30 protein-coding genes and 1 pseudogene are annotated in these 24334 nt (G+C 40.9%); 20 read left to right on the forward strand and 11 right to left on the reverse strand.

All coding sequences use genetic code 11. The annotated features are described in order from the left end of the window. Window positions 1-5: 5 nt before the first annotated feature. Window positions 6-506 carry a GNAT family N-acetyltransferase gene (locus FTV04_RS03785; RefSeq protein ID WP_180088707.1) on the reverse strand — a complete coding sequence of 167 codons (501 nt, stop codon included), beginning with the start codon at window positions 504-506 and terminating at the stop codon, window positions 6-8. A 101-nt stretch (window positions 507-607) separates the two neighbouring features. Beyond that, complete coding sequence (locus tag FTV04_RS03790; protein ID WP_168379688.1) at window positions 608-1369, reverse strand: outer membrane protein OmpK; 762 nt, start codon at window positions 1367-1369, stop codon at window positions 608-610. 494 nt (window positions 1370-1863) lie between these two features. Between FTV04_RS03790 and FTV04_RS03795 the strand changes: the two genes are divergently transcribed. From FTV04_RS03795 to FTV04_RS03815, 5 genes are all read left to right on the forward strand, one after another. Continuing rightward, complete coding sequence (locus tag FTV04_RS03795; RefSeq protein ID WP_180088709.1) at window positions 1864-2229, forward strand: HPF/RaiA family ribosome-associated protein; 366 nt, start codon at window positions 1864-1866, stop codon at window positions 2227-2229. Between the two features lie 129 nt (window positions 2230-2358). Beyond that, window positions 2359-2901: an ankyrin repeat domain-containing protein gene (locus FTV04_RS03800; protein ID WP_180088711.1), complete on the forward strand. Its 543-nt coding sequence runs from the start codon at window positions 2359-2361 to the stop codon at window positions 2899-2901. 14 nt (window positions 2902-2915) lie between these two features. After that, entirely contained in the window at window positions 2916-3686 is a 771-nt protein-coding gene (locus FTV04_RS03805) for a transporter (protein ID WP_168379690.1), read from the forward strand. A 53-nt stretch (window positions 3687-3739) separates the two neighbouring features. Further along, window positions 3740-5536 carry a protein-disulfide reductase DsbD gene (gene dsbD / locus FTV04_RS03810; RefSeq protein WP_180088713.1) on the forward strand — a complete coding sequence of 599 codons (1797 nt, stop codon included), beginning with the start codon at window positions 3740-3742 and terminating at the stop codon, window positions 5534-5536. A 2-nt stretch (window positions 5537-5538) separates the two neighbouring features. After that, entirely contained in the window at window positions 5539-6207 is a 669-nt protein-coding gene (locus FTV04_RS03815; RefSeq protein ID WP_180088715.1) for a glutathione S-transferase family protein, read from the forward strand. Between the two features lie 34 nt (window positions 6208-6241). Here the strand turns inward: FTV04_RS03815 and FTV04_RS03820 are convergent, their stop codons facing one another. Then, a complete protein-coding gene (locus FTV04_RS03820) occupies window positions 6242-7435 on the reverse strand; it encodes a GGDEF domain-containing protein (protein WP_180088717.1) in 1194 nt (397 codons plus the stop codon). 254 nt (window positions 7436-7689) lie between these two features. Here FTV04_RS03820 and FTV04_RS03825 point away from each other — a divergent pair, with 254 nt between their 5' ends. Continuing rightward, the gene (locus tag FTV04_RS03825; protein WP_078190588.1) at window positions 7690-8259 is read left to right on the forward strand and encodes an FMN-dependent NADH-azoreductase; all 570 of its coding nucleotides are present in this window, start codon (window positions 7690-7692) and stop codon (window positions 8257-8259) included. Between the two features lie 100 nt (window positions 8260-8359). Here the strand turns inward: FTV04_RS03825 and FTV04_RS03830 are convergent, their stop codons facing one another. After that, window positions 8360-9271, reverse strand: a complete 912-nt coding sequence (locus FTV04_RS03830; RefSeq protein ID WP_180088719.1) for an alpha/beta hydrolase — start codon at window positions 9269-9271, stop codon at window positions 8360-8362. A gap of 155 nt (window positions 9272-9426) precedes the next feature. Between FTV04_RS03830 and FTV04_RS03835 the strand changes: the two genes are divergently transcribed. Beyond that, entirely contained in the window at window positions 9427-9864 is a 438-nt protein-coding gene (locus tag FTV04_RS03835; RefSeq protein ID WP_180024632.1) for a DUF2147 domain-containing protein, read from the forward strand. A gap of 104 nt (window positions 9865-9968) precedes the next feature. Here FTV04_RS03835 and FTV04_RS03840 read toward each other — a convergent pair whose 3' ends face one another. Both FTV04_RS03840 and FTV04_RS03845 read right to left on the reverse strand, forming a co-directional pair. Beyond that, the gene (locus FTV04_RS03840; RefSeq protein WP_180088721.1) at window positions 9969-10316 is read right to left on the reverse strand and encodes a Spx/MgsR family RNA polymerase-binding regulatory protein; all 348 of its coding nucleotides are present in this window, start codon (window positions 10314-10316) and stop codon (window positions 9969-9971) included. Between the two features lie 630 nt (window positions 10317-10946). Continuing rightward, window positions 10947-11765, reverse strand: coding sequence for an exodeoxyribonuclease III (locus FTV04_RS03845; protein WP_180088722.1), 819 nt, complete (start codon window positions 11763-11765; stop codon window positions 10947-10949). Window positions 11766-11805: 40 nt separating this feature from the next. On the opposite strand from FTV04_RS03845, the gene pyrE reads away from it, so the two are divergent. Further along, window positions 11806-12456: an orotate phosphoribosyltransferase gene (gene pyrE, locus FTV04_RS03850; RefSeq protein WP_180088724.1), complete on the forward strand. Its 651-nt coding sequence runs from the start codon at window positions 11806-11808 to the stop codon at window positions 12454-12456. Between the two features lie 290 nt (window positions 12457-12746). Here the strand turns inward: pyrE and FTV04_RS03855 are convergent, their stop codons facing one another. Together FTV04_RS03855 and FTV04_RS03860 are read right to left on the reverse strand one after the other, a co-directional pair. Next, window positions 12747-13178, reverse strand: coding sequence for a MarR family winged helix-turn-helix transcriptional regulator (locus FTV04_RS03855; protein WP_005108698.1), 432 nt, complete (start codon window positions 13176-13178; stop codon window positions 12747-12749). 6 nt (window positions 13179-13184) lie between these two features. After that, the gene (locus FTV04_RS03860) at window positions 13185-13613 is read right to left on the reverse strand and encodes an organic hydroperoxide resistance protein (protein ID WP_005108699.1); all 429 of its coding nucleotides are present in this window, start codon (window positions 13611-13613) and stop codon (window positions 13185-13187) included. A gap of 166 nt (window positions 13614-13779) precedes the next feature. Here FTV04_RS03860 and FTV04_RS03865 point away from each other — a divergent pair, with 166 nt between their 5' ends. The 7 genes and pseudogenes from FTV04_RS03865 (at window position 13780) to FTV04_RS03890 (ending at window position 17005) form a co-directional block, all read left to right on the forward strand. Beyond that, complete coding sequence (locus FTV04_RS03865; RefSeq protein WP_000246756.1) at window positions 13780-14025, forward strand: type II toxin-antitoxin system RelB/DinJ family antitoxin; 246 nt, start codon at window positions 13780-13782, stop codon at window positions 14023-14025. Beyond that, entirely contained in the window at window positions 14015-14308 is a 294-nt protein-coding gene (locus FTV04_RS03870; RefSeq protein WP_000221358.1) for a type II toxin-antitoxin system RelE/ParE family toxin, read from the forward strand. Before FTV04_RS03865 ends, FTV04_RS03870 begins: the two co-directional genes overlap by 11 nt. A 115-nt stretch (window positions 14309-14423) precedes the next feature. Further along, a complete protein-coding gene (locus FTV04_RS03875) occupies window positions 14424-15215 on the forward strand; it encodes a hypothetical protein (protein WP_005166851.1) in 792 nt (263 codons plus the stop codon). A 242-nt stretch (window positions 15216-15457) separates the two neighbouring features. Continuing rightward, entirely contained in the window at window positions 15458-15745 is a 288-nt protein-coding gene (locus FTV04_RS03880) for a BrnT family toxin (RefSeq protein WP_107010192.1), read from the forward strand. After that, on the forward strand, window positions 15732-16046 hold the full coding sequence (locus FTV04_RS03885; protein WP_107010193.1) for a BrnA antitoxin family protein: 315 nt from the start codon (window positions 15732-15734) through the stop codon (window positions 16044-16046). The genes FTV04_RS03880 and FTV04_RS03885 overlap by 14 nt, the downstream gene beginning before the upstream one ends. Before the next feature lie 36 nt (window positions 16047-16082). Beyond that, window positions 16083-16286 (forward strand): annotated as a pseudogene (locus FTV04_RS16760) (hypothetical protein); the annotation flags it as partial. 338 nt (window positions 16287-16624) lie between these two features. Further along, window positions 16625-17005 (forward strand): PAS domain S-box protein, encoded by a 381-nt coding sequence (locus FTV04_RS03890; RefSeq protein WP_107010194.1) that lies wholly within the window; start codon window positions 16625-16627, stop codon window positions 17003-17005. A gap of 106 nt (window positions 17006-17111) precedes the next feature. On the opposite strand, the gene FTV04_RS03895 is transcribed toward FTV04_RS03890, so the two are convergent. The 3 genes from FTV04_RS03895 to FTV04_RS03900 form a co-directional block, all read right to left on the reverse strand. After that, window positions 17112-17309, reverse strand: a complete 198-nt coding sequence (locus FTV04_RS03895) for a DUF3565 domain-containing protein (protein ID WP_180054181.1) — start codon at window positions 17307-17309, stop codon at window positions 17112-17114. A gap of 125 nt (window positions 17310-17434) precedes the next feature. Beyond that, entirely contained in the window at window positions 17435-17836 is a 402-nt protein-coding gene (locus FTV04_RS16940; protein WP_373688114.1) for a GGDEF domain-containing protein, read from the reverse strand. After that, on the reverse strand, window positions 17719-18324 hold the full coding sequence (locus FTV04_RS03900) for a sensor domain-containing diguanylate cyclase (RefSeq protein ID WP_306669635.1): 606 nt from the start codon (window positions 18322-18324) through the stop codon (window positions 17719-17721). The genes FTV04_RS16940 and FTV04_RS03900 overlap by 118 nt, the downstream gene beginning before the upstream one ends. Window positions 18325-18651: 327 nt before the next feature. On the opposite strand from FTV04_RS03900, the gene gshB reads away from it, so the two are divergent. The 5 genes from gshB to FTV04_RS03925 all read left to right on the forward strand — a co-directional run bounded on the left by gshB (window position 18652) and on the right by FTV04_RS03925 (window position 24307). Continuing rightward, window positions 18652-19596: a glutathione synthase gene (gshB, locus tag FTV04_RS03905; protein WP_078190578.1), complete on the forward strand. Its 945-nt coding sequence runs from the start codon at window positions 18652-18654 to the stop codon at window positions 19594-19596. A gap of 303 nt (window positions 19597-19899) precedes the next feature. Continuing rightward, entirely contained in the window at window positions 19900-20997 is a 1098-nt protein-coding gene (murG, locus tag FTV04_RS03910; RefSeq protein ID WP_180088726.1) for an undecaprenyldiphospho-muramoylpentapeptide beta-N-acetylglucosaminyltransferase, read from the forward strand. Window positions 20998-21011: 14 nt separating this feature from the next. After that, window positions 21012-22460, forward strand: a complete 1449-nt coding sequence (gene murC, locus FTV04_RS03915) for a UDP-N-acetylmuramate--L-alanine ligase (protein ID WP_078190576.1) — start codon at window positions 21012-21014, stop codon at window positions 22458-22460. Between the two features lie 59 nt (window positions 22461-22519). Next, window positions 22520-23449 (forward strand): D-alanine--D-alanine ligase, encoded by a 930-nt coding sequence (locus tag FTV04_RS03920; protein ID WP_078193219.1) that lies wholly within the window; start codon window positions 22520-22522, stop codon window positions 23447-23449. Between the two features lie 3 nt (window positions 23450-23452). Next, window positions 23453-24307 (forward strand): cell division protein FtsQ/DivIB, encoded by an 855-nt coding sequence (locus tag FTV04_RS03925; protein WP_180008770.1) that lies wholly within the window; start codon window positions 23453-23455, stop codon window positions 24305-24307. Window positions 24308-24334 lie beyond the last annotated feature (27 nt).

Consider the following 24334-nt stretch of genomic DNA (forward strand, 5'->3'; position numbering starts at 1 on the left):
ACGGGCTATAACTGAAGTTGCATCAGGACGAGATCACGCCATTCACCAAACTTTTGTCCCACTTCAGGCATATAACCTGTTTGCTTAAAGCCTAATTTTTTGTGTAGGGCAATCGAGGCGCTATTGCCGTGGTCAATGCCTGCAATCATGACATGCATATTTTGGCTTTTGGCATGCTGAATCAGATGTTCTAATAATTGCTGACCAAGACCGAGTCGAGCATAGTTTGGGTCAATATAGACAGAGTGCTCAACAGTATGTCGATAGCCAGCAAAATGACGGAATGAACCATAGTCAGCATAACCCGCGATTTGATGCTGTTCTTGATCTTCAATCACCACAAAAGGAAAATTTTGCTTTTGAAAATCCAGCAATTTCTGTTGAAAAGAGTCAAGGGTATAAGCTTGATCATTCCATGTCGCAAAGCCGTTGAGAACTTCATGATTATAGATTGCGAGAATGGCCGCTAAGTCTTGTGGAGTTGCAGGTCGAATGAGAAAAGACATGCGCAAATTTCTGATAAAAATAAAGTCAATTTAAAAACTTAGGCATAAAAAAAGCAAGGTGATGAACCTTGCTTTTTTCTTCATAGCGTTCTGAGTTGAACTTAGAAGTGGTATTTCACCAAAGCGCTGACATCGTTTTGGTCCTGACCTTTCAGGCCATATTTGTTGTTCCAAACCGAGTGTTCAACACCTACGTAGAGCTTAGTCTTAGGAGAGATATGCTTACCGATATTCCATTTATATTGGCTTGTCCAGTTTAATTCACTAGCTTGCGCCCCTTTTTCAGCTGTTGACCAGTCAAGGAAAGCATCTACTAGAAAATCTTCAGAGCCAATTTTAAATGGCACAGCATAAGTGATCGTCATTTGATAATCATCTTTAGTACCGGCTGATTTAGAATCATTATCGGCTTTATAGAAGTTGATGTTTGCATACTGTGTATATGGAATGTCTAAAGCAAAGCCAATACCATACAAGAAGTTATTAAACTCAGAATTTTTGTCGTAGCCGGCATTATGTTCCCAAGTCGTTGCAATCAGAACGTCTTTGATCGGCCCCATAGAAAGGTCTTTACCAGAAACTTCGCCTAAGCTAAGGCGCGGTGCAAGCTCAAGGTAAGTCGATGCTTCATCATCTTTGTCCCAAGCTTGGTCAACGAAGAAGAATACATCTGAATATTTCAGTTTAGCGGCATATTCTGCTGTGATCGTTTTCTGTTCATTGTTGTCACCATCAAAAGGCACAACATAATTTTCACCATATAGGCCAGTTAAGCTGAAATCTTGCCATACGATAGGTGAAGCTTGAGTGAAAGCAGCAGCAGATGCTAATGCACATGATGCAACGATTTGTGTAAGTTTCATTAAAAAATATCTCCCCCGAGAAGCACTGAAAGCATACAGATTATTAAGCAAAAATAAAGCCAAATTTTACTCAACGGCAAAATTGTTTTGTAATTTGAAGGTGAAATACGCTGTGAATGATCGATGATGGTAAAGCGAGATTTTGAGTTGGAATGGAATTGTGCAAATTGAAGGTGGACGTCGATGAAATGCACAAAAATATGACCCAAATCAATTAAAACAATGCAAATCTACAATAAAGTCTTACTTTTTGTATGTATATTAAAAAAATATCAAAATAGCACTTGCAAAATTCTAACTTAAGACCGATATTCGAAGTATAAGGACACGGATCTGCAGACTCTAAAGTGTTCATCATTCAATGTGGAGGACGACGTTCCATACAAAGTTGAAGATGGTCATTGCTGTAACATTTACAGCAAATGTAACGTGCCAAGATAATAAGTTTTGCACAAATTTTTATAGCTAATACAGATAGATATGAGGATGATATTATGAACATTGAAATCCGTACAGATAAAAACATTATAAACAGTGATCGACTAATTACATACGTTCGTGCAGAACTTAATGAAGAATTTCAGCGCCATAGTGAACGCATTACCCACTTTTCGGTGCATTTAAGTGATGAAAATGGGGACAAGGGCGGCAGCGACGACATAAAATGTATGATTGAAGCACGTCCAGCAGGTTTGAAGCCTGTCGTGGTCAACCATCGTGGTCATAATGTAGATACAGCTATTCACGGTGCAATTGATCGACTTAAACGTAGTCTTGAACATGTGTTCGAAAAGAAAGAGAACCCGCGCAGTACGCAACCTGCTTTTGCTGATGCGGATGACAGCGTAGACGACGAATAAGTCTCAAAATTAAAAAAAAGCCCTGCGGGGCTTTTTTTGTGTGTTTTGTATTTTGTTTTACATGAAATTCAAACAAACGCAGCTTTATTCGGCATAATAGATCAAAATAAATTGAAGTGAGCTTTCCAGATGTTAACAGCGCAACAACAGCTTTTTGTGCAAGCGTTAGAAGAACAAGATCTTGCACAGGTGCAACGCCTGTTGGCAGATGGTCTTAATCCAAATTTTATCGACTTTGAAAAAGGACCTGCGGTTTCTGTATGGTCTGATGGTTTGTTTCAATGGTGGGAAATGGTTTGCGAAGCGTATGAAGCAGGCCAACCTTTAACAGCAGAACAGAAAACACAACATTTAGACGTACATATGCAAATCTTGGAAGCGCTGATTCAAGCCAAAGCCAATGTGCATTTATGGGATGCTGAAGAAATTTATGGTCCATTATGGGACGCCGCGAGTGCAGCATGTGTCCCTGCGGTACAGCGCTTATTGGATGAAAAAGTGAATCCAAATATGATTGATAGCGATGGTTTAACCATTTTATCGTCGATTAGTGAATTATTTTTTGACTGTGATTTTGACGCGGTAAATTGGTCAGAAGCATTGGAAGAAGAAAAACAAACCTTGGAGCTTTTGCGTAGCCATGGCGCAAAAATGACCAAAGAATTAGCATAATTGTGAGTAAAAACATGACTGTATTTAAAGTTTTAAGCATTGCAACATTATCCAGTTTGAGCCTGTCTGCATTTGCGGCGGATTTTTCATTTGACCGTCCGGGTGCGGGTATGGGTACAGGCATTACCCCTGTTGGTCGTTTGGCATGGGAACAAAGTTTGCCAGCAGCGAGCTATAGTGAAAGTCGTGATGAAAATGGTGAAAAAGTAAAAAACACCACTTTAAATGCAGACATGTTGTTCCGTACTGGTTTGGCAAAAGATTTGGAATTGCAATTGGGTTGGCAAGGTCCGGCATGGTCTAAAACCAAAGTTGCGGGTCGCTCAGTTGAAGACGATGGTTTGGGTGATGTCAGCATTGGTCTGAAAAAAGCCATTGATTTGAATGATGAGAAATTGTCGATGGCTATTCTTGCTGAAGCGATTATTGCAACAGGCAATGAAGGTTTTAGTGCTGAGGACGATATTTATAGTCTGACTTCCGCTGTGGCTTATGATTATAGCGATACAATTGGGACTTCAATGACCATGCGTTATGAAGTTCAAGATGGTGATTGGGCTGTGAGTGCCATTCCAGGAATGGAATATCACATTGCGGGTAATTTATCGGGTTTTTCTGAGCTGGTTTATCGCAAAGCAGAGAGTACGGATCAGGAAGTGTCTTTGGCTTCCGGTCTAACGTATGCCGTTTCGGATCGTATGCAGTTGGATGCGAGCGTCGGTCTAGAACTCACTGGCGGTCATAAAAATTATCAGTCAGGTTTGGGTGTATCTTACCTGTTCTAAAAAAACCTAAATTTTAAAACGTAAAAATACAGACTGAGGATGAATTCAGCTGAATGAAACAATGGACTTATGTTGCGGCAGCGGCTGTGCTGTCGTTCAGTATGGGCGTCTCTGCTCAGGATGCATTACTTTCAGCTGAAGATGCTTTTCCTTTCTCAGTGGTCTCTGATCGTGCAGATCAGGCGGAGCTGAGTTGGGATATTCCAGCGCATTATTATCTGTATCAGCACAAAATAGAGGTGAAGCAGGGCAATCAAGTTTTAGCTTTGGATTTGCCTGCTGCTGAGGATTTAAAAGACGATAACTATGGTCATACGCAGGTGTATTACCAACAGTTGAGTTTTAAAATTCCGACTCAAAAACTGCAGACCTATCAAGTCAGTTGGCAAGGCTGTGCCAAGGATCGGGTGTGTTATCCACCACAGAGCATCAGCTTTGAAACGGATGCTTCTGGCTTGGTCACACAGCAAAATCTTGCCAGTCCAAATAAACGCTTACTCGATTTTGCAGCAGAAAATACTGCCGAACAGCCTACGGCGAATCGTTTAGATCAGCAGCGGGCAGATAATGCTGCACTGGCTTCTGATCGCTATACCGCAAGTGACCAAATGTGGTCTGAAAAATTAGCACAAAGCTCCATATTTTATGGCCTTTTCCTGTTTTTTGGCTTGGGTTTTTTGTTGGCCTTTACCCCTTGTTCATTGCCAATGCTGCCGATTTTAACCTCACTGATTGTCCGCGACAGCCGAGGTTTAAAAGCGTGGATGATTGCACTGACTTTTGTCACCAGTTTGGCGATGGTGTATGCCATTCTTGGCTTGGTGGCCTCGTCAGCAGGTTTGAATTTCCAGCGTTGGTTGCAACAACCCTCGACTTTAATTGCCTTTAGCGTGCTCTTTGTGGTTTTTGCCCTGAATTTATTTGGTTTATTTGAGCTGAAATTGCCACGCAGTTGGGTCAATCGCTTAGACCAAGCTCAGTCGATGCAAAAAGGTGGTAGTCTCGTTGGCGCAGGGGTCATGGGGATGATTTCTGCATTGCTGGTCGGTCCTTGCATGACAGCACCGTTGGCAGGCGCATTATTATTTATTTCGCAAACCCAAAGCCAGTGGCAAGGTGCATTATTGTTATTCACTCTCGGCTTTGGCATGGGTACACCGCTATTGTTGGCCAGTGTCCTTGGCTCACGGGTATTGCCTAAAGCGGGTTTGTGGATGAATCAAATCAAGGTGCTTTTTGCTTTCATCATGTTGGCATTGGCTTTGTATTTTATTCGACCATTGATCAGTGAAGCTTGGTTACAGTGGTTATCCCTTGCTCTGGGTCTGGTGTTTAGCGCTTATGTGCTTTGGCGCATTTTATGGCGCAGTACTCAGCTCAAATGGTTGTATATCTTGGTGTTCTGTGCAGCCGTACCTTATATTGTGTACAGTCAATATCAACACAGCCAACGTTTTTTAGTCGAAGAAAACCAACAGCAAAGTGCTTGGCATGTGGCACATACAGCGGAAGAGTTTCAACGTTTGTTAAGTGAAATTCCTCAAGGTCAATCCGCAATTATTGATGTCTATGCCGATTGGTGTGTGGCCTGTCAGCCGATTGAACATAAAGTTTTAAAATCGGCAGCAGTACAACAGGCTTTGGCACCGTATTATTTAATTAAGTTGGATTTGAGTCAGTATGATGCAACCCATCAAGTACTGCTTAATCAATGGGATATTTTAGGGCCACCGACCTATTTATTTTTAGATACAGCACATCAAGAGATACGTGGACTGCGTTTGACGGGTGCTTTTAGCGAGAAAGAATTGCTAGCGCAATTGGAAAAATTTAAATCGCGTGGAGAATAAAAATGATGCAATTATATATTGCCAATAAAAACTATTCGACGTGGTCTATGCGACCGTGGTTGGTGTTACACGCGTTTAATTTACCCTTTCAAGAGATCTTGATTCCTTTTTCTGAAGAAGCAGATGGCGGAGCATTCAAGCAGCAAATGTTAGCCCTACATGCCAATGGCAAGGTGCCCCTACTGCAACATGACGGTATGATGATTTGGGACTCATTGGCGATTTGTGAATATTTGGCAGAGCAGTTTCAAGAGCTTCCACTGTGGCCAAAAGATGCTACACAACGTGCATGGGCACGGAGTATTTGCGCGGAAATGCACAGTAGTTTTATGCAATTGCGTAGCTTATGTAGTATGAATCTGCAGGCGGATTATGGTCGTCATGGTCAGAGATTATGGTCTGAACATGCCGAATTGCGTGCTGAAGTGACTCGAATCGAGCAGATTTGGTCGAGTCGTCCTGCGGTGGATGGCTTTCTATGCGGTGAATTTAGTATTGCCGATGCATTTTTTGCACCCGTGGTGACACGTTTACAGACCTTCCAGCTACCTGTGAGTGACAACACACAGCGTTATATGCAAAAGATTTTACAGCATCCTTCTGTGGAGGCATGGATCACGGCTGCTCAACTGGAACAGCCAGTCCGTCGTATGGAACAGTATCCACGTTAAAAGCTCAACGCCACGTCTGATCTGTATAAAAGTTTTAAACCAAATGGCTAAAGCTTTGTTGTTCGGTGTAGGCCATCACCATGTTGCGGCCGCCAGCTTTAGCAGCGTATAGCGCTTGATCTGCATGGGTCAGCAATTGTTGCGGTACCAATTCTGGCGTAGAAATCGCAATGCCAAAACTGGCTGTCACATGAATTGACTGACCTTCATGCCCCCAAATTTCAAGCTGCTCAATGGCTTTTCGACAGCGCTCTGCAATGAATATCGCTTGTTCTAAGTTAGAGTTTTTTAACACCAAAATAAACTCTTCGCCGCCAAAACGCCCAACCACATCACTACCGCGTAAATGTTGGTTTAATACTTGGCTGACGAGAATCAGGGTTTCATCGCCTTTATCGTGTCCGAATTCATCATTGATACGTTTGAAATGGTCTAAGTCCAATAAGACCAGTGCATATGTAGCTGTTTTAGCATTATCGAGCTGTTCCAAACACTGATTGATACTGCGTCGATTAAATAAATTGGTCAGTGGGTCGACTTGACTAAGTTTTTGAATCAAATGCTCTCGATGACGCCATTGGCTGAGTAAGATTTCAAATAAAGCCAAACAGGTTAATAAAATAGGAACAATGAAAAAGATCATTGAGAAGAGCCAAAAACTATTTTGATAGCCATAGGCATGAGGTTGAAAAATCGGGGCATAGGGGGTAATGCCGCGGATGCTTAAATACATGCAAATAGATAAAAAAATCGTGGCTGGGATCAGCATGCTATAGACGATTTTTCGTGTAAATAGTACCAATCCAACGGTCACAAGGCTCACGTAGGAGATCATGGTGGCTGGACTCATAACGCCAATTAAATAACCATCACGACATAAAGAAATGACGAATAAGCCGACCGAAAGATAAGGTAAAATTAGCTGAATCTTGGGATTATCTTTTCCAGCATAGCAAGGCCAAATCAGGAGGACCATTAAGCAAAAAAAGACGATATTGGTCCACAATTGAGAGTGGATGAGATCAAGGTTAACCCACTGCCAAAGTTCTGGCGTGACATAAACATAAAATTTCCAAATAATCCAAAGCAGATGAATGGTTGAGCCAAGCATCAGCATGAGCATACACTTTTTCAGGATGCTCCAATTCATGACCACTTCATCTTCCAGTAAATACTGGGCGATTCTATTGCGAAGGATCATGTCACGTATGCTTGATTTCACCGTCATCCTGTGTCTTTGCCCTGTTCGAGTTATCAGTTTTTTTCTTAAAGTTTATATAGATATCATTTTATAGGCTTACATTAGCATGAAAATTTACACTTGATAACGGTCAAGAACCGCTCAGTAATTTTAAATTTTTTACGAGTTCAAAAAGATTGTTCTAAAAATAAAACATAGTGTCATAAGGATCGGGATTATTCTATTTATGAAAAGTGATTACACTAGGCTCAAGTTAATAACAACAGCTTTAGGTTTTAGTCATGAAAATTCTGCATATTGATTCAAGCATCATGGGCGACGCTTCAGTTTCACGTCAACTCAGCGCTGAAATTGTACAACAGCTACAGCAAAAACATGGTGATGCAGCACAGGTTCAACATCTCGATTTAGCAGTACAGCAGATTCCACATCTCAGCAGTGAAATTTTGATGGGCCAAAATGCAGAACAATCGGCTTTAGGCGAGCAGTTGTTGCAACAGTACTTAGATGCCGATGTGGTTGTGGTCGGTGCTGCTATGTATAACTTCGGTTTGCCATCAACTTTGAAAGCATGGATTGACCGTATCAGTGTTGCAGGTCGTACCTTTAAATATACAGAACAAGGTCCAGTGGGCTTGGCAGGTGACAAAAAAGTTTATATTGCCAGCAGTCGTGGCGGTGTGTATGGCGATAACAGCCCTGTAGATTATCAAGAAGGTTTATTAAAAGCCGTGTTTAATTTTACAGGTGTCAGCGATATTGATGTGATTCGTGCCGAAGGTGTCAATATGGGGCCTGACATGAAAGCACAAGCAATGGCGACAGCTCAGGCTCAAATTCAAGCCATTTAATAGATTGACATTTCCCTCTTAGGTCAGCATCTGCTGACCTTTTTTTGTGGTGACTTTGATTAGTTTCAGGGATCAGTTTTCAGGAATTGGTTTTCACGGATTAGTCCTGATCCAGTCGATGTGCAAAATCAGCTAAATCACTCAGCGCACGTTGTCCTTCTCCAAACCAAGAGCTAAACATTTGGAAGTTATGCCACATGCCAGTGTACAGCTTAAATTCAACATCTAGGCCGGCTTCTTCTGCTTTGACTTTAAAGCGCTGCGCATCATCCAATAAAATTTCTTTAGAACCCACTTGAATATGAATCGGAGGTAGTTCTTTGAGCTCGGCAAAAAAAGGCGAGACCAATGGATCAGCTCGATCGACCGAGCGTGGTACATAATAATCAATGCCGGTTTCGAGGGCTTCTATGCTTAACAGTGCATCATGCTTACGGTTATAGCGTAGGGACTCACTGCTCAGCGTCAAGTCTAAAAACGGTGACATCAACACCAAACCACAGACTTGTGGGAGTTGTTCCTGTTGAATTTTAAGGGCTAAGGCAAGCGCCAAGTTTGCGCCACAAGAGTCGCCTGACAAAATAATATCTTTGGCTTGAACCCCTTGATCTAATAACACCGCATACACATCAAAAAGGGCATCGAGTGCTTCAGGAAACTGCGTTTCTGGGGATAAAGGATAATCCAAATGTAACACTTGCATTTGCGTGCGTGCGGCAACTTGGGTCAGAAACGCCCGATGCGTGTTCATCGAACCCAAGAAAAATGCGCCCCCATGAATATGAAAAATTAATTGGGTCGATGTCTGTTGCGGCTTGATTTCTTCGGCTTTTAAGCCAGCTAAGCGAATTGGACGAATTTGTACATCCGGGTTTTGGGGAAATGCACGACACATTTGTTCCAAAGCAAAACGTAAAGTATTGGGCGGTAAATTGAACTGGCTCGGCCCACGAATTGTGGTTTTTAAAATGCTTTCTGTAATCAGTTGTTTCGTCAGTGGCGATATCTTCATTGTCTTTCCATCTTTTTCTATTTTTGGAATCGTGTGAGCATATTTACCAACACAAATTACAAGGTTACACTAAACGGTCACATACAAAAATTGATAAATTGTTGTGACTTTTGGATACTAATGTCGTCTATATCAGACCAGGGAAATAAACAAAAATGAAAAAAATTGCACTAGCATTAGGATTGATGAGTTTAGCCGCATTTGCAAATGCTGCAGACCCGCTAAATGGTACAACTTGGAAAACCATTGATGATAAAACCAAGCAGCCAAAAGCGATTGTAAAATTCACCGAGCAAAAAAATGGTACGCTTTCAGCGAGCATTCAGTCAGTTTTGACACCAGGTGAAGAGAATGCATGTAAAAAATGTGAAGGCCCATATCACAACAAATCATTAAAAGGCTTGCGTATTGTGACCGGTCTTAAAAATGTTGGTGGTACAAGCTATGAAAACGGTTCAATTTTGGATCCTCAATCAGGTAAAACTTACAAGTTAAAAGGTCAATTGGCTGATGGTGGCAAAAAATTAGAGCTTCGCGGCTTTATTGGTGTTGCTGCTTTAGGTCGTAACCAAACATGGATCCGGGCCAACTAATTTGACGTGATTCCAACAAAAAGCCTGACGATGTCAGGCTTTTTTTATGACTGCTTGCTGAGTCAACATGGAACAAGGGCAGTGCATGAGTGTGATGAAAAAATTTATTTCAATGCACGGTAAGCGTTTTCATCAAAGCCAACCAATAAATCGCTACCTGTATCGAGTACAGGGCGTTTAATCATGCTGCTATGCGCTGTTAAACACTGAATCAAATTTTCTTCACTGGCTAAGGCTGCTTGTTGCTCTTCTTCACTGAGTTTTTTCCATGTGGTGCCTTTTTTGTTGAGAATCACATCAGCACCTTTGGCATCGAGCCATTTTTTCACGGTTTCAGCATCAATCGCTTGTTTTTTATAGTCATGAAATTCGTAGGTCAGGCCTAATTCGTTGAGCAAGTCGAAAGCTTTTTTCATGGTATTACAGTTTTTGATGCCATAAATTTTAAGCATGAACAGGTGTCCTCAATTATTCAAAACAATAAGATAAAAAATACAATTCAGCATTATCCTACAGGCTAATTCATCAATGCTCAAAGCCCGATCGTGATGTGGATTGAGAAATAAATGTTTTGCTGTACAAGTCGCATGCTGTAAATATTAGGCATTGTCATCAAAACGACATTTTGGTCTTTTAGAATAGCCTACAGCACAAAACGAATCAGAAAAGAAAGCGATGCCATAACAAGAAAATTCAGCCTAAGGTTGCACAGTCAGAAGTAGAAATAAAGCGAGAATAAGAAATTGCTGTGCAGTTCGAATTTTTAGCTGTTTTATTTGGGGGATGTTTTGAGTCTAGAGATGCAAGGGCCAGATAAGAGAAAACCCGCATTTAATCATCCTGATCATGCGGGTCTCAGTCCAACGTCCATTGTCACATCCTTGAACACAAGCTAAATCATTTAGTTTGTTTTTATACTTCCTTCGGCGTCCAATCCTTTTGTGTCATCCTGACATGTCCCTTTGCCGTGCGACCATAATGCTATGTTCAAGTTATGAGATAAATCCACAAATTCGTCATGTAATGTGAGAAATAACCTCTAATTGAGTAAACAATCGTTCACTCAATTAATTGTTGGCAGCTTAAATTTTATAATCAATAATGACAGGGGCGTGGTCGCTAAACCATTCATCTTTAAATATCCAAGCATTGACTGTACGTTCCTTCCAGTCTGGTGAACATGCATGGTAGTCGATACGCCAACCCACATTTTTGGCACGTGCTTGTCCGCGGTTAGACCACCAAGAGTAAAGCTCTGCTTCTTTGCGAACCTCACGGAAGGTGTCGACATAGCCAAGTTCATCATAAATATGATCGAGCCATGCACGTTCATGCGGTAAGCAGCCCGAAGCCTTTTGGTTCCCAGACCAATTTTTAATATCGATACGTTTGTGTACGATGTTGTAGTCACCGCAAACAATCACTGACTTATTTTCAGCACGCCATTGCTTCAAAATTTGTTGATATTCGCCTAAAAATAGGTCTTTGCGCGCCTGAGCTTCATCACCCGATGAACCTGAAGGCAGGTAGAGCGAGCAAATATGCGCAGTTTGTCCAAGTCCTAAATCGAACTCAGCAGAAATAAAGCGGCCTTGAGTGTCTGCCAATTCAAAACCTAAACCATCTGTCACCGAAACAAAGGGTATGCGGCTATAAATCGCTGTACCTGCGTAGCCTGGACGTTCTGCAGGGAAAAGGTGTGTAAACCAACCTTCGGGTTTAAATTTATCGGTCCATTGTTCATGGGTAATGCGGCTTTCTTGCATGCAGATGACATCGGCATCTGAAGTTGCCATCCAGTCAAAAATACCTTTTTTTTCAGCGGAACGCAGACCATTCACATTAATTGAAACGACACGTAAAATTTTTTGATCACTTGGATAGCTACTCTTTGGTATCATGCTCAGGTTTAACCTCAAACTTAAAAAAATGGAGCACCTCATGACAGCGCAAGCGGCATTTAATCCACAAGCTTTTATCGAACTCGCATTATCACGTGGTGTGCTTAAATTTGGTGAGTTTACTTTAAAATCGGGTCGTGTGAGTCCTTATTTTTTTAATGCAGGTCTACTAAACGATGGTGAAGCCTTATCATTGCTGGCTTCTGGCTATGCAGTAAAATTAACAGAATGCGATAACGTGGAAGTGGTCTTTGGCCCAGCTTATAAAGGTATTCCATTTGTAGCAGCTACGGCTGTCGCACTGTCACAAAACCATGGTGTGAGCGTACCTTGGGGCTTTAACCGTAAAGAAGCGAAAGACCATGGCGAAGGCGGTGTATTGGTTGGTGCGTCTGTTGAAGGTAAAAAAGTCTGGATCATTGATGATGTGATCACTGCGGGTACAGCGATTCGTGAAGTAGTAACTATTCTGAAAAATGCCGGTGCACAAATTGCGGGCGTATTGGTGGCGCTAGACCGTCAAGAAAAAGGTCAGGGCGATTTGTCTGCGATTCAAGAAGTGCAAAAAGAGCTGGAAATTCCAGTTCATGCTTTAATCACTATGAAAGATTTAATGACTTTCTTAGATGCAAAAGGCGAAACTGAAGCCTTGGCGAAAATGGAAGCGTACCGTGTTAAATACGGCATCTAATTTTTCGGGATTTCAAAAGGCAGCTGAAGCTGCCTTTTTTACGTCTTTAAATGATGATTGTTGCATCTAACTAACAAAAAACGTGAAATATTGCTTAAAAAGTAGGCGTTAAACGTGAAGAATCAATAAAAAGCCGTCTCAGTGCGCTATTTACTGAAACGGCTTTAGTTAAAGTATTGATACTTATAGAAAATTTAAAGAATTTCGTATAACGTGTATTATGTTAATTTTAGAAAAATTAATTAATTTTCAGAATCATAGTGACTCATATCACCAGATAATAAGATTTCTTAAATTTTCTCTGATAACACTTTAACCAATGACTTTAATTCTTCTTTTAGTTTATTTAAATTTTCAAGTTGAATACTTTGAGTCAGCTCTTTAGGAATCATTTCTGCGGCAGCTCGTAGCTCTCGACCCTTTTCTTTTAATGAAATAAGGACTCTTCTTTCATCATTAGGATCACGTGATCGATTAATAAGTTCAGACTTTTCCATTCTTTTTAGTAAGGGCGTTAGTGTCCCACTATCCAGGTGTAAAATTTGTCCAAGATCACCCACACTTACACATTCTTTTTCCCATAAAACCAACATCACTAAATATTGAGGATAAGTGAGTCCGAGAGGTGTAAGAAAAGGGCGATAAGCTTTTACGATTAAATTAGATGCAGCATAAATAGGAAAACATAGTTGCTCATCTAGGCAAAGCTGATTCTTGGACATAGCTTTTTATTTGGTATAGACAGTGGTCGATACCTGTATATTACCTCGAATAGCGTTGGAATAAGGACATACTTGATGCGTTTGTTCCACGATCTTCTCTGCATCAGCTTGTGAAATACCTGAAAGAGTGACATCTAAGTGTACTGTTAAGGAAAATCCACCATTGCCATTAGCAACCATGCCAACAGTACTCAGGACTTCTACATCGTTATCACGGATTTTATGTTCTTTATTGCTACGAGTTACATGGATCACGGCATTTCCAAAGCATGCAGCATAGCCAGCTGCAAATAATTGCTCAGGATTCGTTGCATCACCTCGACCACCTAATTCTTTTGGCAAAGCTAATTTTAGTTCTAAGATACCATCTTCACTACGAATATTCCCTGAACGTCCACCGATTGCTTTAACTTGGGTAGAATAAAGATTACTCATTTTAATTACCTTTAAATAATATATTGTGTGCAATATAATTGTATAAAATTTAATTTATGTCAAATTTTTTTATATGCGATTTAACATAATGGCGGTTATACGAAGTCGACTTGTAATGCAATTTGCATTACAGTACTCCTAGTACATTAAATAACTGGGAGATATGATGGCTACTGTTAACTTCAGGGTCGATGAAGCCCTTAAAGAAAAATCCTATTCCATCCTTAAAGAACAAGGTATTGCACCTACAGATTTCTTTACTAGTATTCTTGAGTATGTTGCTACGACTGGGAAACTACCTGTCAAAAAAGCTTTGCTTTCAGAAGAAGATGAAGAATTGTTAGCTCTTGTCCGTAAGCGCATTAATGACCCTAAAGAGATGTTTGAGGAAGTCACATTAGATGACTTATAAGCTTTTACGTCACAAGGACTTTACAGCAGAATGGGAAAAACTCCCTGTTGCTATACGGGATCAATTTAAGAAGAAACTAGCCAAAGTCATAGAGCAGCCACATATTCCAAAGAATATGCTGAGAGGCGATCTTGCAGGTTGCTATAAAATTAAATTATTAAAAGCTGGTGTCAGACTTGTCTATCAAGTTAAAGATGATCAGGTAGTTATCTTGCTCATCACAGTCGGGAAACGAGCTGATAGCATAGTTTATGACGAAGCTAAAAAGCGCATTAAAGACTAAAAATGGGAGCTTATAGCTCCCATTTTTTGACTTCGTATAACGTGTATTATGTTAATTTTAGAGAAACTAAACTGATTCAGATTTAAAAAATAAACTCTATTAAAGAGAAAAAATAATGCAGCACAAAGTAATGGTCTCTTTATGTTTGGTTTTTCTTATAGGATGTACACCTAAAGAAAAATCATATATTCCTCAGGAAGGAGATCTAGTGACATGGAAACAGAATCCACAATTGATAGTTAAAGCGAAACTTGGACTGAGACGAGAACATATACCTGATCAATTTGATTATGAGTTTTATAGACCTGCACGAGAACACTATTTAGGTCAATTTCCAATTGATTATACACCTGAAAAATTTGAACCTATTGCACAACAAGAAGCTGACAGTTTGCCGATGCCTGATTCGAATCGACAATTACAGTTTGATTTAAAATTAAGCAATTTAGATTTTCAAGCAACAGATGGCTATTTACCTGATCATGATGACCAAGTGAGAGTCAGGATCGAAGGTCTTACCATAGATATGCGAGCTGAGAAATTAGACACATATAAGACATTTTTACAAAGGAAAGAATTTTTTAAGAAAAATTCAAAATTTGAAAAATATGGTCTGACTTGTTACCCAAAAAAAGTGGCTGATAATTTCTATGGTTGTTATGGGAAATCCAAAGAACAGGATGTTGCTGGTGTTTTATTGGATGTAGTTGCTTTAGAAAATACGGTAGATAATCGATTTGTTCAAATTAGAGGAGAGAGTTATGAGCCCAATAAATATGGCGGTATATGGGTTCAGTGGGAAACGAATTTAAATAATTGGGACAAATGGCAAGAGATAGATAGTGCAATTTGGCGCTTATTAGGTACATGGAACTCTGCTCCATCACCTCAAAAACTAACTAAATAGTTCCCCATTTAACATAATAGAGGTTATACGAAACGTATTTTTAATATTACTTTAAGATCAGTATCTTATCGTTATTCATACCCTCTGGAACGTTCTCGTTCAACCGACTTGGAAACAAGTCGGTTTTTTTATGAACAGTTTTGATAGTTCTTGCCAATAAATCTGACTAAAAATTACGCTTTTCAGCTTGAGTGATACAATTTTGTGATACATTATTGTATATACAAATTTGAATGTTTTTTATGGAACAGTATTTCGAATGGGATGAGGCTAAGAATCGAAAGAATCAGAAAAAGCATGATATCTCTTTTGAAACTGCAAGCCTTATATTTGAAGATCCTCTACGGATCTCAATCCAAGACAGACATACCAATGGGGAAGAGCGTTGGCAAACCATTGGTAAGGTCAAAGGAGTACTGATGTTATTAGTTGCTCATACCATCTTTGATGAAGATGACTGTGAAATCATACGAATCATTAGTGCAAGACAAGTAACCAAAGCGGAGCGCAATCAATATGAGCATGGTTAGATATACACGCGAAGAGCTGAATGAAAACTTCAGTGACAAGCAAGATGCTGAAATTAAACGCTTGCTTGCTAAGGGAACTGTGTCTGATAATCAATTAGACCTGTCTGATATTCCCGAAATCACCGACTGGAGTAATGCAGTTCGTCATGGGCAATTTTATCGTCCAGTGAAGCAACAGACTTCAGTTCGTCTAGATGCTGATGTACTCGCATGGTTGAAATCACAAGGTAAAGGCTATCAAACACGTATGAACAAAATTCTACGTGAAGCAATGCTAAATGAACGTAAAAATCATCAATAAAAAAAGGGAGTTATAAACTCCCTTTTTTATTTCGTATATCTGGGTGGTAGTTTAATTTTATTAATTTTATTAAGTTTATTGATTATCTCTTTGTCATCTTTGTACTACAGCAGTGGATCAATTTCTGTACATTATATCCAATCGCCTAAAAGTGAAGTTTTTTAATGGCTAACCATTGTGTTCTCTCAAACACTTGGTACCGCACTTGGTGATTGGATCGCTGATACTCAAGGGATAGGATAAGCTGTCTTTTTTTATTTTAGGTAAAATAATGGAAAATAAAATTTTTATAAAAACAGCTAGCCCACCGAAATGAACTAACTGGTGTCGTTTTGCGCCAACTTTTACTTAAAAAATACTAACCCTGAGGGAATGGAACATTAGTTAGTAGAAGTATTATATTAAAAAAAACACAAAGATGTATTCAAAATACATTTAAACATTAGTTAAATAACTTATTTTTAAGATAGCCTTATTTTTGATAGTAGTAATAGAACATCTAGTATTCCTAACTACTCTAAATGGGGCTACTGTGCAATCAACCAGAAAGAAAAGTTTTCATTAAAAGGAGTTATAAAATGAGTCATAAGGAACTTGCCGAATTCATTATAGAGCAAACTAGTGATGCATTAATTTATGCTGATAATCACGGTAATATTCAACGTTGGAATGATGCGGCTAGCCAATTATTTGGATTTTCCAAAGATGAAGCACTTGGACAAAGCCTTGATATCATAATTCCTGAACGTGCTCGTAAAGCTCATTGGCATGGTTTTAACATTGCTATCCAAAATGGAAATCTTAGACTATCGGGCAAACCAACTTTAACGAAAGCACTTCATAAAGATATAGATAAAAGACTCTATGTAGAAATGAGTTTTTCTTTAATTAAAGATAATGATGGTCATGTTCAAGGAAGTGTTGCTATCGCCCGTGATGTAACAAACTCAAAAAAATAAGATTTTTTTTTACACTTTATAGTTCTTCTAAAATTAACATAATACAGCTTATACAAAATTTCAAAAAAATAGCCCCAGACTAAGGGGCTATTTAACATAAAATCTCTTATACGAAACTCTCTTCATCACACTTCTTACATTCCAACATTACCCCTAACTTTTCGTTCCGTCCTTGCTCAGTGATAACCCAAGGACGGTTTTGCCAAGGCGGATCATGCCGGACATGCTGTGTATGGCCACAAGCTAAAATAGCATACCAATGATTTTCATCATCCAAGGCAAAATCAACAATGGCTTGCTGCATATCGGACACCTATCTAAACTGAACTTATGTTGAAAAGGGGAGAGAGCTCATGCTGAGCAATCACAACGGCTTGAATATCAAATTGCTAAATAGACTGTGAAATTTGGTTTATTTCTGCCGCACGCTTACGCCGCGACAATTCTATTTTTCCCGCCATGTTTGGCTTTATACAGCGCTAGATCAGCACGCTTAATTGTATCTTCGTAGGTACAATCTTCAGGCATGATGGTTGTAACTCCTATGCTCACGGTGACATGCGCGTTATCTATTGAAAAACGACTTAATTCTTTTCTGGAATGTTCATGAATCCGTTTGGCAAACTGGATGGCCTGCTCGCAGCCCGTGTTGGGTAATGCGACTACAAATTCATCTCCACCTAAGCGGCAGGCGCAATCGGTCTTGCGCAGCGTTAAACGAAGAATATCTGCGACTGCTCGGATTGCCTCATCACCGACATGATGGCCTTTGCTGTCGTTGATTTTTTTGAGGTTATCAAGATCGAGGTCTGTATGGAATGCCGTAGGTATGGCTCATAATGTAATGCTAAGTCATGCTCTAATTTTCTTCGGTTGAAAAGACCAGTTAACTGATCTGTATGGCTGAGTTCTTTCAGCTTGATTTCCAAGTCGTGACGCGCTGAAATATTACTTGCGACCCAAAGTACAACGTCTTCTTCATCTACCGAAAAACTAAGGGCTTGGATGCGCACTTCAAACCAAATGGGCTCTTCAGGACCATAATCGGGCAGACCATTTACATCCCTATTGCTCAATTCGTACTCTTCGATGAGTAGATTTCCTGACGCTAGAGCTTGGTCGATCAGTTGCATAAAAAAGTTGGCTTTATCTGGCTTGATCACATCTGAAATATAGGTACCAACAAGACCGGAACCATCGTGGTAATAGCGATTATCGCGCCCACCAAAAACCGCAACGTATTTTCCACTACGCGATATGACAAAAGCAGGGTCTGGCAAAGCATCAAGAATGATAGCCATCTGCTCAATGTTGATCATTAATTAATTCTATTTCTTTATTTACAATAATTAACACAATAGCTAAAAAAAATAAAAAGCACGTGTTTTTTCACCAAAAATAATGATGGGCGAGATGTAGATGTGATGAATATCTGTCTCAATTGCTTGGCGTCGATTTACACAGGCCTAACGCCATAATGCTTTCATGGCTTATTTCCATTATTAAGATAAAGCCGATGATAGAAATGTTTTGAATTATCGCCTGCATCACACGAATCCATACATACACATGCAAAATCAGAATAAACAAAAGAAAAATCTCGGCTATACTCATTCATAAATTAATAATGAACAGAGCACTGAATAATGCGTGTACTTGTTGTGATGGATCCCATCGAAAATGTAAACCTAAAAAAAGATACCTCAATGGCGATGCTATGGGCAGCAGCACGCCGTGGACATGAGCTAGGCTATGCATTACAGCAAGATTTATATATCGATCAAGGCAAAGCCTTTGGTTTGATTTCACCGCTAAAAGTTTTTGAAGACTACAACCACTATTACGAACTCGGCGAAAAACAAAAAGAATCAATTGCAGCTTATGACGTGGTTTTGATGCGTAAAGATCCGCCGTTTGATATGAACTTTGTCTACACCACCTATATTTTGGAACAGGCTGAACGCGAAGGCGCATGGATTATTAACAAGCCACAAAGCCTACGTGACTGCAATGAAAAATTGTTTGCGACGCAATTCCCTGAACTTCAAGTACCGACCTTAGTGACCTCGCAGCAAAGCCTGATTCGTGAATTTTTGCAAGAACACGGCGATGTGATTGTGAAGCCATTAGACGGCATGGGCGGTATGGGCATTTTCCGTTTATACCAAGATGGCGTTAATATTGGTTCAACCATTGAAATCCTGACCAATAACGGCACACAGCCGATTATGGCGCAGCGTTACATCCCAGAAATTGTGGATGGCGACAAGCGCATCTTGATGATCAATGGCGAACCCGTACCGTATTGTTTGGCGCGTATTCCGCAAAATGGCGAAGTGCGTGGCAACTTGGCGGCAGGTGGTTTGGGCGAGGCGCGTCCATTGACCGAAAATGATAAAGCCATTGCAGCCAAAGTTGGGCCATTCCTTCGTGAAAAAGGGTTAGTGTTTGTTGGTCTGGATGTGATTGGTAATTACGTGACTGAAATTAATGTCACCAGTCCAACCTGCGTACGTGAAATTGATGCGCAATTTGGCACCTCGATTGCCGATGATTTATTTGATGTCCTTGAGGCAGGTTTAAAAGCTTAATTTTGCACTAGATTTAAAAGAGTCCTTCACGGGCTCTTTTTTTGGCCTGCGCTAAGGGGAGGGGAGCTTAAAAAGCAAAAAAACTGTAAGTGAATGCAATTAAAGTGAAAAATTGTCTGATTTTTTTTCAATTCTCATAGATTAATAATAAAACTAGTTTAAACTTTTAAAATAGTAGAAAAAAACAATCATACGCCTGTTGAAAAAAAGTAAATTACCTTTCACGGTCATGCGTTTGTGATTACAATTGTTTGCTTAAAATCGAATATCATTAGCCTCTTTTTAGAATTGAAGAATTAGACAGTGACCGAAGTAACGCAAGTAAAGCCGAAACATGTCATGATGATGGCTGCCGGAACCGGTGGTCACGTCTTTCCAGCGCTCGCTGTTGCCAAAGAGTTGCAACAACAAGGCTGTAAAGTTTCTTGGCTCGCAACGCCAACAGGCATGGAAAATCGCCTGCTTAAAAATCATAATATTCCAATTTATCAAATTGATATCCAAGGCGTACGCGGCAATGGAGTCGTGCGTAAGCTGATGGCACCGTTTAAAATTCTCAAAGCTACTTTGAGTGCCATGCGTTATATGAAACAACTCAAAGTTGATGCAGTTGCAGGCTTTGGGGGTTACGTGGCTGGGCCAGGTGGCTTGGCAGCTCGTGCATTGGGCATACCAGTCATTATCCATGAACAAAATGCTGTGGCTGGGTTTACCAATACGCAATTATCGCGTGTGGCGAAAACGGTGTGTCAGGCATTTCCAAATACTTTTCCAGCTCAAGATAAAATCGTGACCACAGGCAATCCTGTACGGAAGGAAATTACAGAAATTTTAAATCCGTCATGGCGTTACCAAGAGCGTGAAAAAGCTGGGTTGCCATTACGGGTTTTAATTGTAGGTGGCTCACTGGGCGCACGTGCCTTAAATGAATGTGTGCCGGCTGCTTTGCAGCAATTAGAACAGCCCCTCAGTGTATATCATCAGTGTGGTCAAAATAATGCTGAAAGCACATTGGCTCGTTATGCAAACGCACCTGAACATATACAAGTTGAAGTTCAGCCGTTTATTGAAGATATGGCAGCAGCCTATTCTGCAGCGGATTTGATTATCTGTCGTGCTGGTGCACTAACCGTCACTGAAATTGCGACAGCGGGTGTAGCAGCCGTGTTTGTTCCTCTGCCAAGTGCAGTGGATGACCATCAAACTGCAAATGCAGGGTTCTTGGCCAATATCAATGCTGCAAAAATTTGCCCACAAGCGGACATGACCGCAGAAAGTTTAACAGCGTTGTTGAAGCCGCTGATGAATCGCCAACGACTTATGGAAATGGCGGTTAAGGCTCGACAACAGGCACAACCCGATGCGACACAGCACGTGGTTGGTTTAATTCAAGATTTGTAAAATTCGAGTAATCTATGTCTCCATCAACGCCTGCCGATCAAGCGAAAAAGCTCATTAAAGTGCCAGAAATGCGCCGTATTAAACACATCCATTTTATTGGGATTGGTGGTGCGGGCATGTGCGGTATTGCCGAAGTATTGAAAAACCAAGGCTATAAAGTTTCAGGTTCAGATATTAAAGCGTCGAAAACTACGGCTCAGCTTGAAGAAAACGGCATTCAAGTTTTCATCGGTCATGCTGCTGAAAATATTCAAGGCGCCAATGTAATCGTGGTATCAACAGCCATTGATTCTGAAAACCCAGAAGTGAAAGCGGCGATTGAAACCCGTACACCTGTTGTACGTCGTGCAGAAATGTTGGGTGAATTAATGCGTTACCGTCATGGTATTGCCGTTGCTGGGACGCATGGTAAAACCACGACAACCAGTCTTGTGACCTGCATGTTGGCAGAAGAAAATCTGGATCCAACTTATGTCATTGGTGGTTTGTTAAATCGTACCGGTGTAAATGCTGCATTGGGTGCAAGTCGTTATATCGTGGCAGAAGCGGACGAGTCAGATGCGTCATTCCTACACTTACAGCCGATGGCAACGATTGTCACTAATATCGATGCTGACCATATGGATACCTATGGCGGTAGCTTCGATGTATTGAAAGATACCTTCGTACAATTCTTACAGCGCCTTCCATTTTACGGTTTAGCTGTGATGTGTGGTGATGATGCCAACATCCGTGAAATTATGCCGCGTATTGGTCGTCCTGTCGTGACGTATGGTTTCAATGAAGACAACGACATTCGTGCCGTTGATGTGGCTCAAGAAGGCATGCAATCACACTTTACAGTTTTGCGTAAAGACCGTGAGCCGTTACGTTTAACCATTAACTTGCCGGGTCTTCATAACATCTTAAATGCCTTGGCAGCAATTGGTATTGCAACGGATGAAGGCGTTTCTGATGCTGCGATTGCGCGTGCCTTAGAAAGCTTCAGTGGCGTAGGTCGTCGTTTCCAAGTACAAGGCGAATTTGAAGTTGAAGATGGCTTGGTGAAATTGGTCGATGACTATGGTCACCATCCAAAAGAAGTGGAAGCGACCATTAAAGCAGCACGTGCAAGTCATCCAGATCGTCGTTTGGTGATGATGTTCCAGCCACATCGTTTTAGCCGTACGCGTGACTGTTTTGATGACTTCGTTGATGTCTTGTCTCAAGTCGATCAACTGTTGTTATTAGAAGTTTATCCTGCAGGTGAAAAACCAATTGTGGGTGCGGATAGTCGTGCGTTGGCTCGAAGCATTCGTCTCCGTGGTGAGGTTGAGCCGATTCTCATCGATCCAGTAGAAGGCAACTTACAAGCAGTAATGAAAAAAGTGTTACAAGCAAATGACTTGTTATTAACACAGGGCGCAGGTAATGTTGGAGCAATCTCAATCGAACTTGCTCAAAACAATCTCTATGTAAAATGATCATCGCTTGGTGATCCAAAGTTTGTTTAGACCGTAGATAAAAGTTTAAGGATATAAACGTGTCAAATGCTTCAAAATTCGGCAAAGTTGCCGTGTTATTAGGTGGGAAATCTGCCGAACGTGAGGTTTCTCTCGATAGTGGTAAAGCTGTACTTGAAGCATTGGTGCGTTCGGGTGTAAATGCCGAAGCATTTGATCCGCAGCAACGCAGTGTGACTGAGTTGGTGGCTTATGACCGTGCATTTATCGTACTTCATGGCCGTGGTGGTGAAGATGGTCAAATTCAGGGTACTTTGGAATGGTTAAACATTCCGTACACTGGAACGGGCGTTCAAGGCTCAGCGATTGGTATGGATAAAGTCAAAACTAAACAAGTTTGGCAAGGTTCAGAACTACCGACAGCACCTTATCGTATTGTCAGCAAAGATTCAGATTTACAAGAAATTGTAGATTCAATTGGTTTGCCATTTATCATTAAGCCGGTGCATGAAGGCTCAAGCATTGGTATGAGCAAAGTTGAAAAAATTGAAGACTTTGCAACCGCAATTGCAAAAGCGACCCAGCATGATGCAGTTGTGATGGCTGAAAAATGGATTACCGGACGTGAATTTACCATTGTGATTTTAAATGGTCAGGCATTACCGGTGATTCGTTTAGAACCGCCTGCAGATGTGGCTTTTTACGATTACGAAGCGAAATATAACCGTAACGATGTGCAATATGGTATTCCATGTGGCTTGACTGAAGATGAAGAAAAGCGTCTACAAGCTTTATCTTTACGCGCTTTCCAAGCGGTAGGTGCGAGTGGTTGGGGCCGTATTGACGCGATGCAGGATGCAGAAGGAAACTTCTGGTTACTTGAGGTAAATACTGTTCCGGGTATGACCAGTCATTCTCTAGTGCCAAAAGCGGCCAATGCCGTAGGTTATAGTTTTGATGATCTTTGTGTCGCGATTTTGGAACAAACCCTAACAGGTGCGGCACACTAAATTATGGCTCAACTTCCTGCGTCTATGCGCCGTAAACGTGCAGCAACGACATCGATACATGACAAACCACCGACACGTAAGGAAAAGCTTACCAATGTGGGTGGATGGCTGTTGTTGTTTATTGCATGTGTGGTCTTGATTGCTGGGATTTGGGGGCTATATAAAGTCATGACGGATGCACGTGTGGCTGAACTTGATGTGGTGGGTGTGCGGAGCGCCCAAGAAAAACAACAAGTCATGTCATACGTTTCACCGATGATGACTGAAAACTATTTTACCTCTGATTTACGTGTCATTCGTGACCGTACTTTAGAAATCTCTTGGGTCGATCGCGTGGTGGTATCGCGTGCATGGCCGAATGCAATTCGTGTACGGGTGATGCCGCGTCAAGCGATTGCACGTTGGGGAACTGGGCGACTGTTAAGCGACAGTGGTGATGTATTTGCTGAATTAACTCCGACCAATCATCAGAATTTACCGTTATTGCATGGGCCGACGAGTCAGTCCAAAATGATGATGCGTCGCTATAATGAAATTAATCAACTATTTATACCTGTTGGCATTCGTTTAAAAGAATTATATTTAACCGAACGAATGACTTGGTTTATGCAGTTTGATTCAGGCTTACGCGTGATTGTCGATCAAGATCAGACCATGAGTAAGTTGCAGCGTTTAAGTTATCTCGCACACAGTGACTTAAAACCTGTTTGGCCACGAATTTCTGCCATCGATTTGCGCTACCGAAATGGTTTAGCGATTCAATGGAAAAACTCTGTGCCAGCAAAGTCGGTAAATGGTCAGTTTGTTGTAACCAGTGATGACATAGGCATTGCGAATGCAGCGCCTGTAAAGCCATAATGATCGGCTTTATAAGTAGAGGCTTTA

Source organism: Acinetobacter sp. YH12219, assembly GCF_013417875.1.
Classification (GTDB): Bacteria; Pseudomonadota; Gammaproteobacteria; order Pseudomonadales; family Moraxellaceae; genus Acinetobacter; species Acinetobacter amyesii.

Excerpts from the sequence above, each read along its gene's own strand:
- FTV04_RS03880 (WP_107010192.1), top strand. The coding sequence starts at position 15,458 with ATGGAACAGTATTTCGAATGGGATGAGGCTAAGAATCGAAAGAATCAG.
- FTV04_RS03900 (WP_306669635.1), bottom strand. The coding sequence starts at position 18,324 with ATGATCAACATTGAGCAGATGGCTATCATTCTTGATGCTTTGCCAGAC.
- FTV04_RS03860 (WP_005108699.1), bottom strand. The coding sequence starts at position 13,613 with ATGAGTAATCTTTATTCTACCCAAGTTAAAGCAATCGGTGGACGTTCA.
- dsbD (WP_180088713.1), top strand. The coding sequence starts at position 3,740 with ATGAAACAATGGACTTATGTTGCGGCAGCGGCTGTGCTGTCGTTCAGT.
- FTV04_RS03845 (WP_180088722.1), bottom strand. The coding sequence starts at position 11,765 with ATGATACCAAAGAGTAGCTATCCAAGTGATCAAAAAATTTTACGTGTC.
- FTV04_RS03820 (WP_180088717.1), bottom strand. The coding sequence starts at position 7,435 with ATGACGGTGAAATCAAGCATACGTGACATGATCCTTCGCAATAGAATC.
- FTV04_RS03790 (WP_168379688.1), bottom strand. The coding sequence starts at position 1,369 with ATGAAACTTACACAAATCGTTGCATCATGTGCATTAGCATCTGCTGCT.
- murC (WP_078190576.1), top strand. The coding sequence starts at position 21,012 with ATGTCTCCATCAACGCCTGCCGATCAAGCGAAAAAGCTCATTAAAGTG.
- FTV04_RS03840 (WP_180088721.1), bottom strand. The coding sequence starts at position 10,316 with ATGCTTAAAATTTATGGCATCAAAAACTGTAATACCATGAAAAAAGCT.
- FTV04_RS03875 (WP_005166851.1), top strand. The coding sequence starts at position 14,424 with ATGCAGCACAAAGTAATGGTCTCTTTATGTTTGGTTTTTCTTATAGGA.
- FTV04_RS03895 (WP_180054181.1), bottom strand. The coding sequence starts at position 17,309 with ATGCAGCAAGCCATTGTTGATTTTGCCTTGGATGATGAAAATCATTGG.
- FTV04_RS03825 (WP_078190588.1), top strand. The coding sequence starts at position 7,690 with ATGAAAATTCTGCATATTGATTCAAGCATCATGGGCGACGCTTCAGTT.
- FTV04_RS03815 (WP_180088715.1), top strand. The coding sequence starts at position 5,539 with ATGATGCAATTATATATTGCCAATAAAAACTATTCGACGTGGTCTATG.
- FTV04_RS03805 (WP_168379690.1), top strand. The coding sequence starts at position 2,916 with ATGACTGTATTTAAAGTTTTAAGCATTGCAACATTATCCAGTTTGAGC.
- FTV04_RS03830 (WP_180088719.1), bottom strand. The coding sequence starts at position 9,271 with ATGAAGATATCGCCACTGACGAAACAACTGATTACAGAAAGCATTTTA.
- FTV04_RS03795 (WP_180088709.1), top strand. The coding sequence starts at position 1,864 with ATGAACATTGAAATCCGTACAGATAAAAACATTATAAACAGTGATCGA.
- FTV04_RS03885 (WP_107010193.1), top strand. The coding sequence starts at position 15,732 with ATGAGCATGGTTAGATATACACGCGAAGAGCTGAATGAAAACTTCAGT.
- pyrE (WP_180088724.1), top strand. The coding sequence starts at position 11,806 with ATGACAGCGCAAGCGGCATTTAATCCACAAGCTTTTATCGAACTCGCA.
- gshB (WP_078190578.1), top strand. The coding sequence starts at position 18,652 with ATGCGTGTACTTGTTGTGATGGATCCCATCGAAAATGTAAACCTAAAA.
- FTV04_RS03785 (WP_180088707.1), bottom strand. The coding sequence starts at position 506 with ATGTCTTTTCTCATTCGACCTGCAACTCCACAAGACTTAGCGGCCATT.
- FTV04_RS03925 (WP_180008770.1), top strand. The coding sequence starts at position 23,453 with ATGGCTCAACTTCCTGCGTCTATGCGCCGTAAACGTGCAGCAACGACA.
- FTV04_RS03800 (WP_180088711.1), top strand. The coding sequence starts at position 2,359 with ATGTTAACAGCGCAACAACAGCTTTTTGTGCAAGCGTTAGAAGAACAA.
- FTV04_RS03835 (WP_180024632.1), top strand. The coding sequence starts at position 9,427 with ATGAAAAAAATTGCACTAGCATTAGGATTGATGAGTTTAGCCGCATTT.
- FTV04_RS03870 (WP_000221358.1), top strand. The coding sequence starts at position 14,015 with ATGACTTATAAGCTTTTACGTCACAAGGACTTTACAGCAGAATGGGAA.
- FTV04_RS03865 (WP_000246756.1), top strand. The coding sequence starts at position 13,780 with ATGGCTACTGTTAACTTCAGGGTCGATGAAGCCCTTAAAGAAAAATCC.
- FTV04_RS03890 (WP_107010194.1), top strand. The coding sequence starts at position 16,625 with ATGAGTCATAAGGAACTTGCCGAATTCATTATAGAGCAAACTAGTGAT.
- FTV04_RS03855 (WP_005108698.1), bottom strand. The coding sequence starts at position 13,178 with ATGTCCAAGAATCAGCTTTGCCTAGATGAGCAACTATGTTTTCCTATT.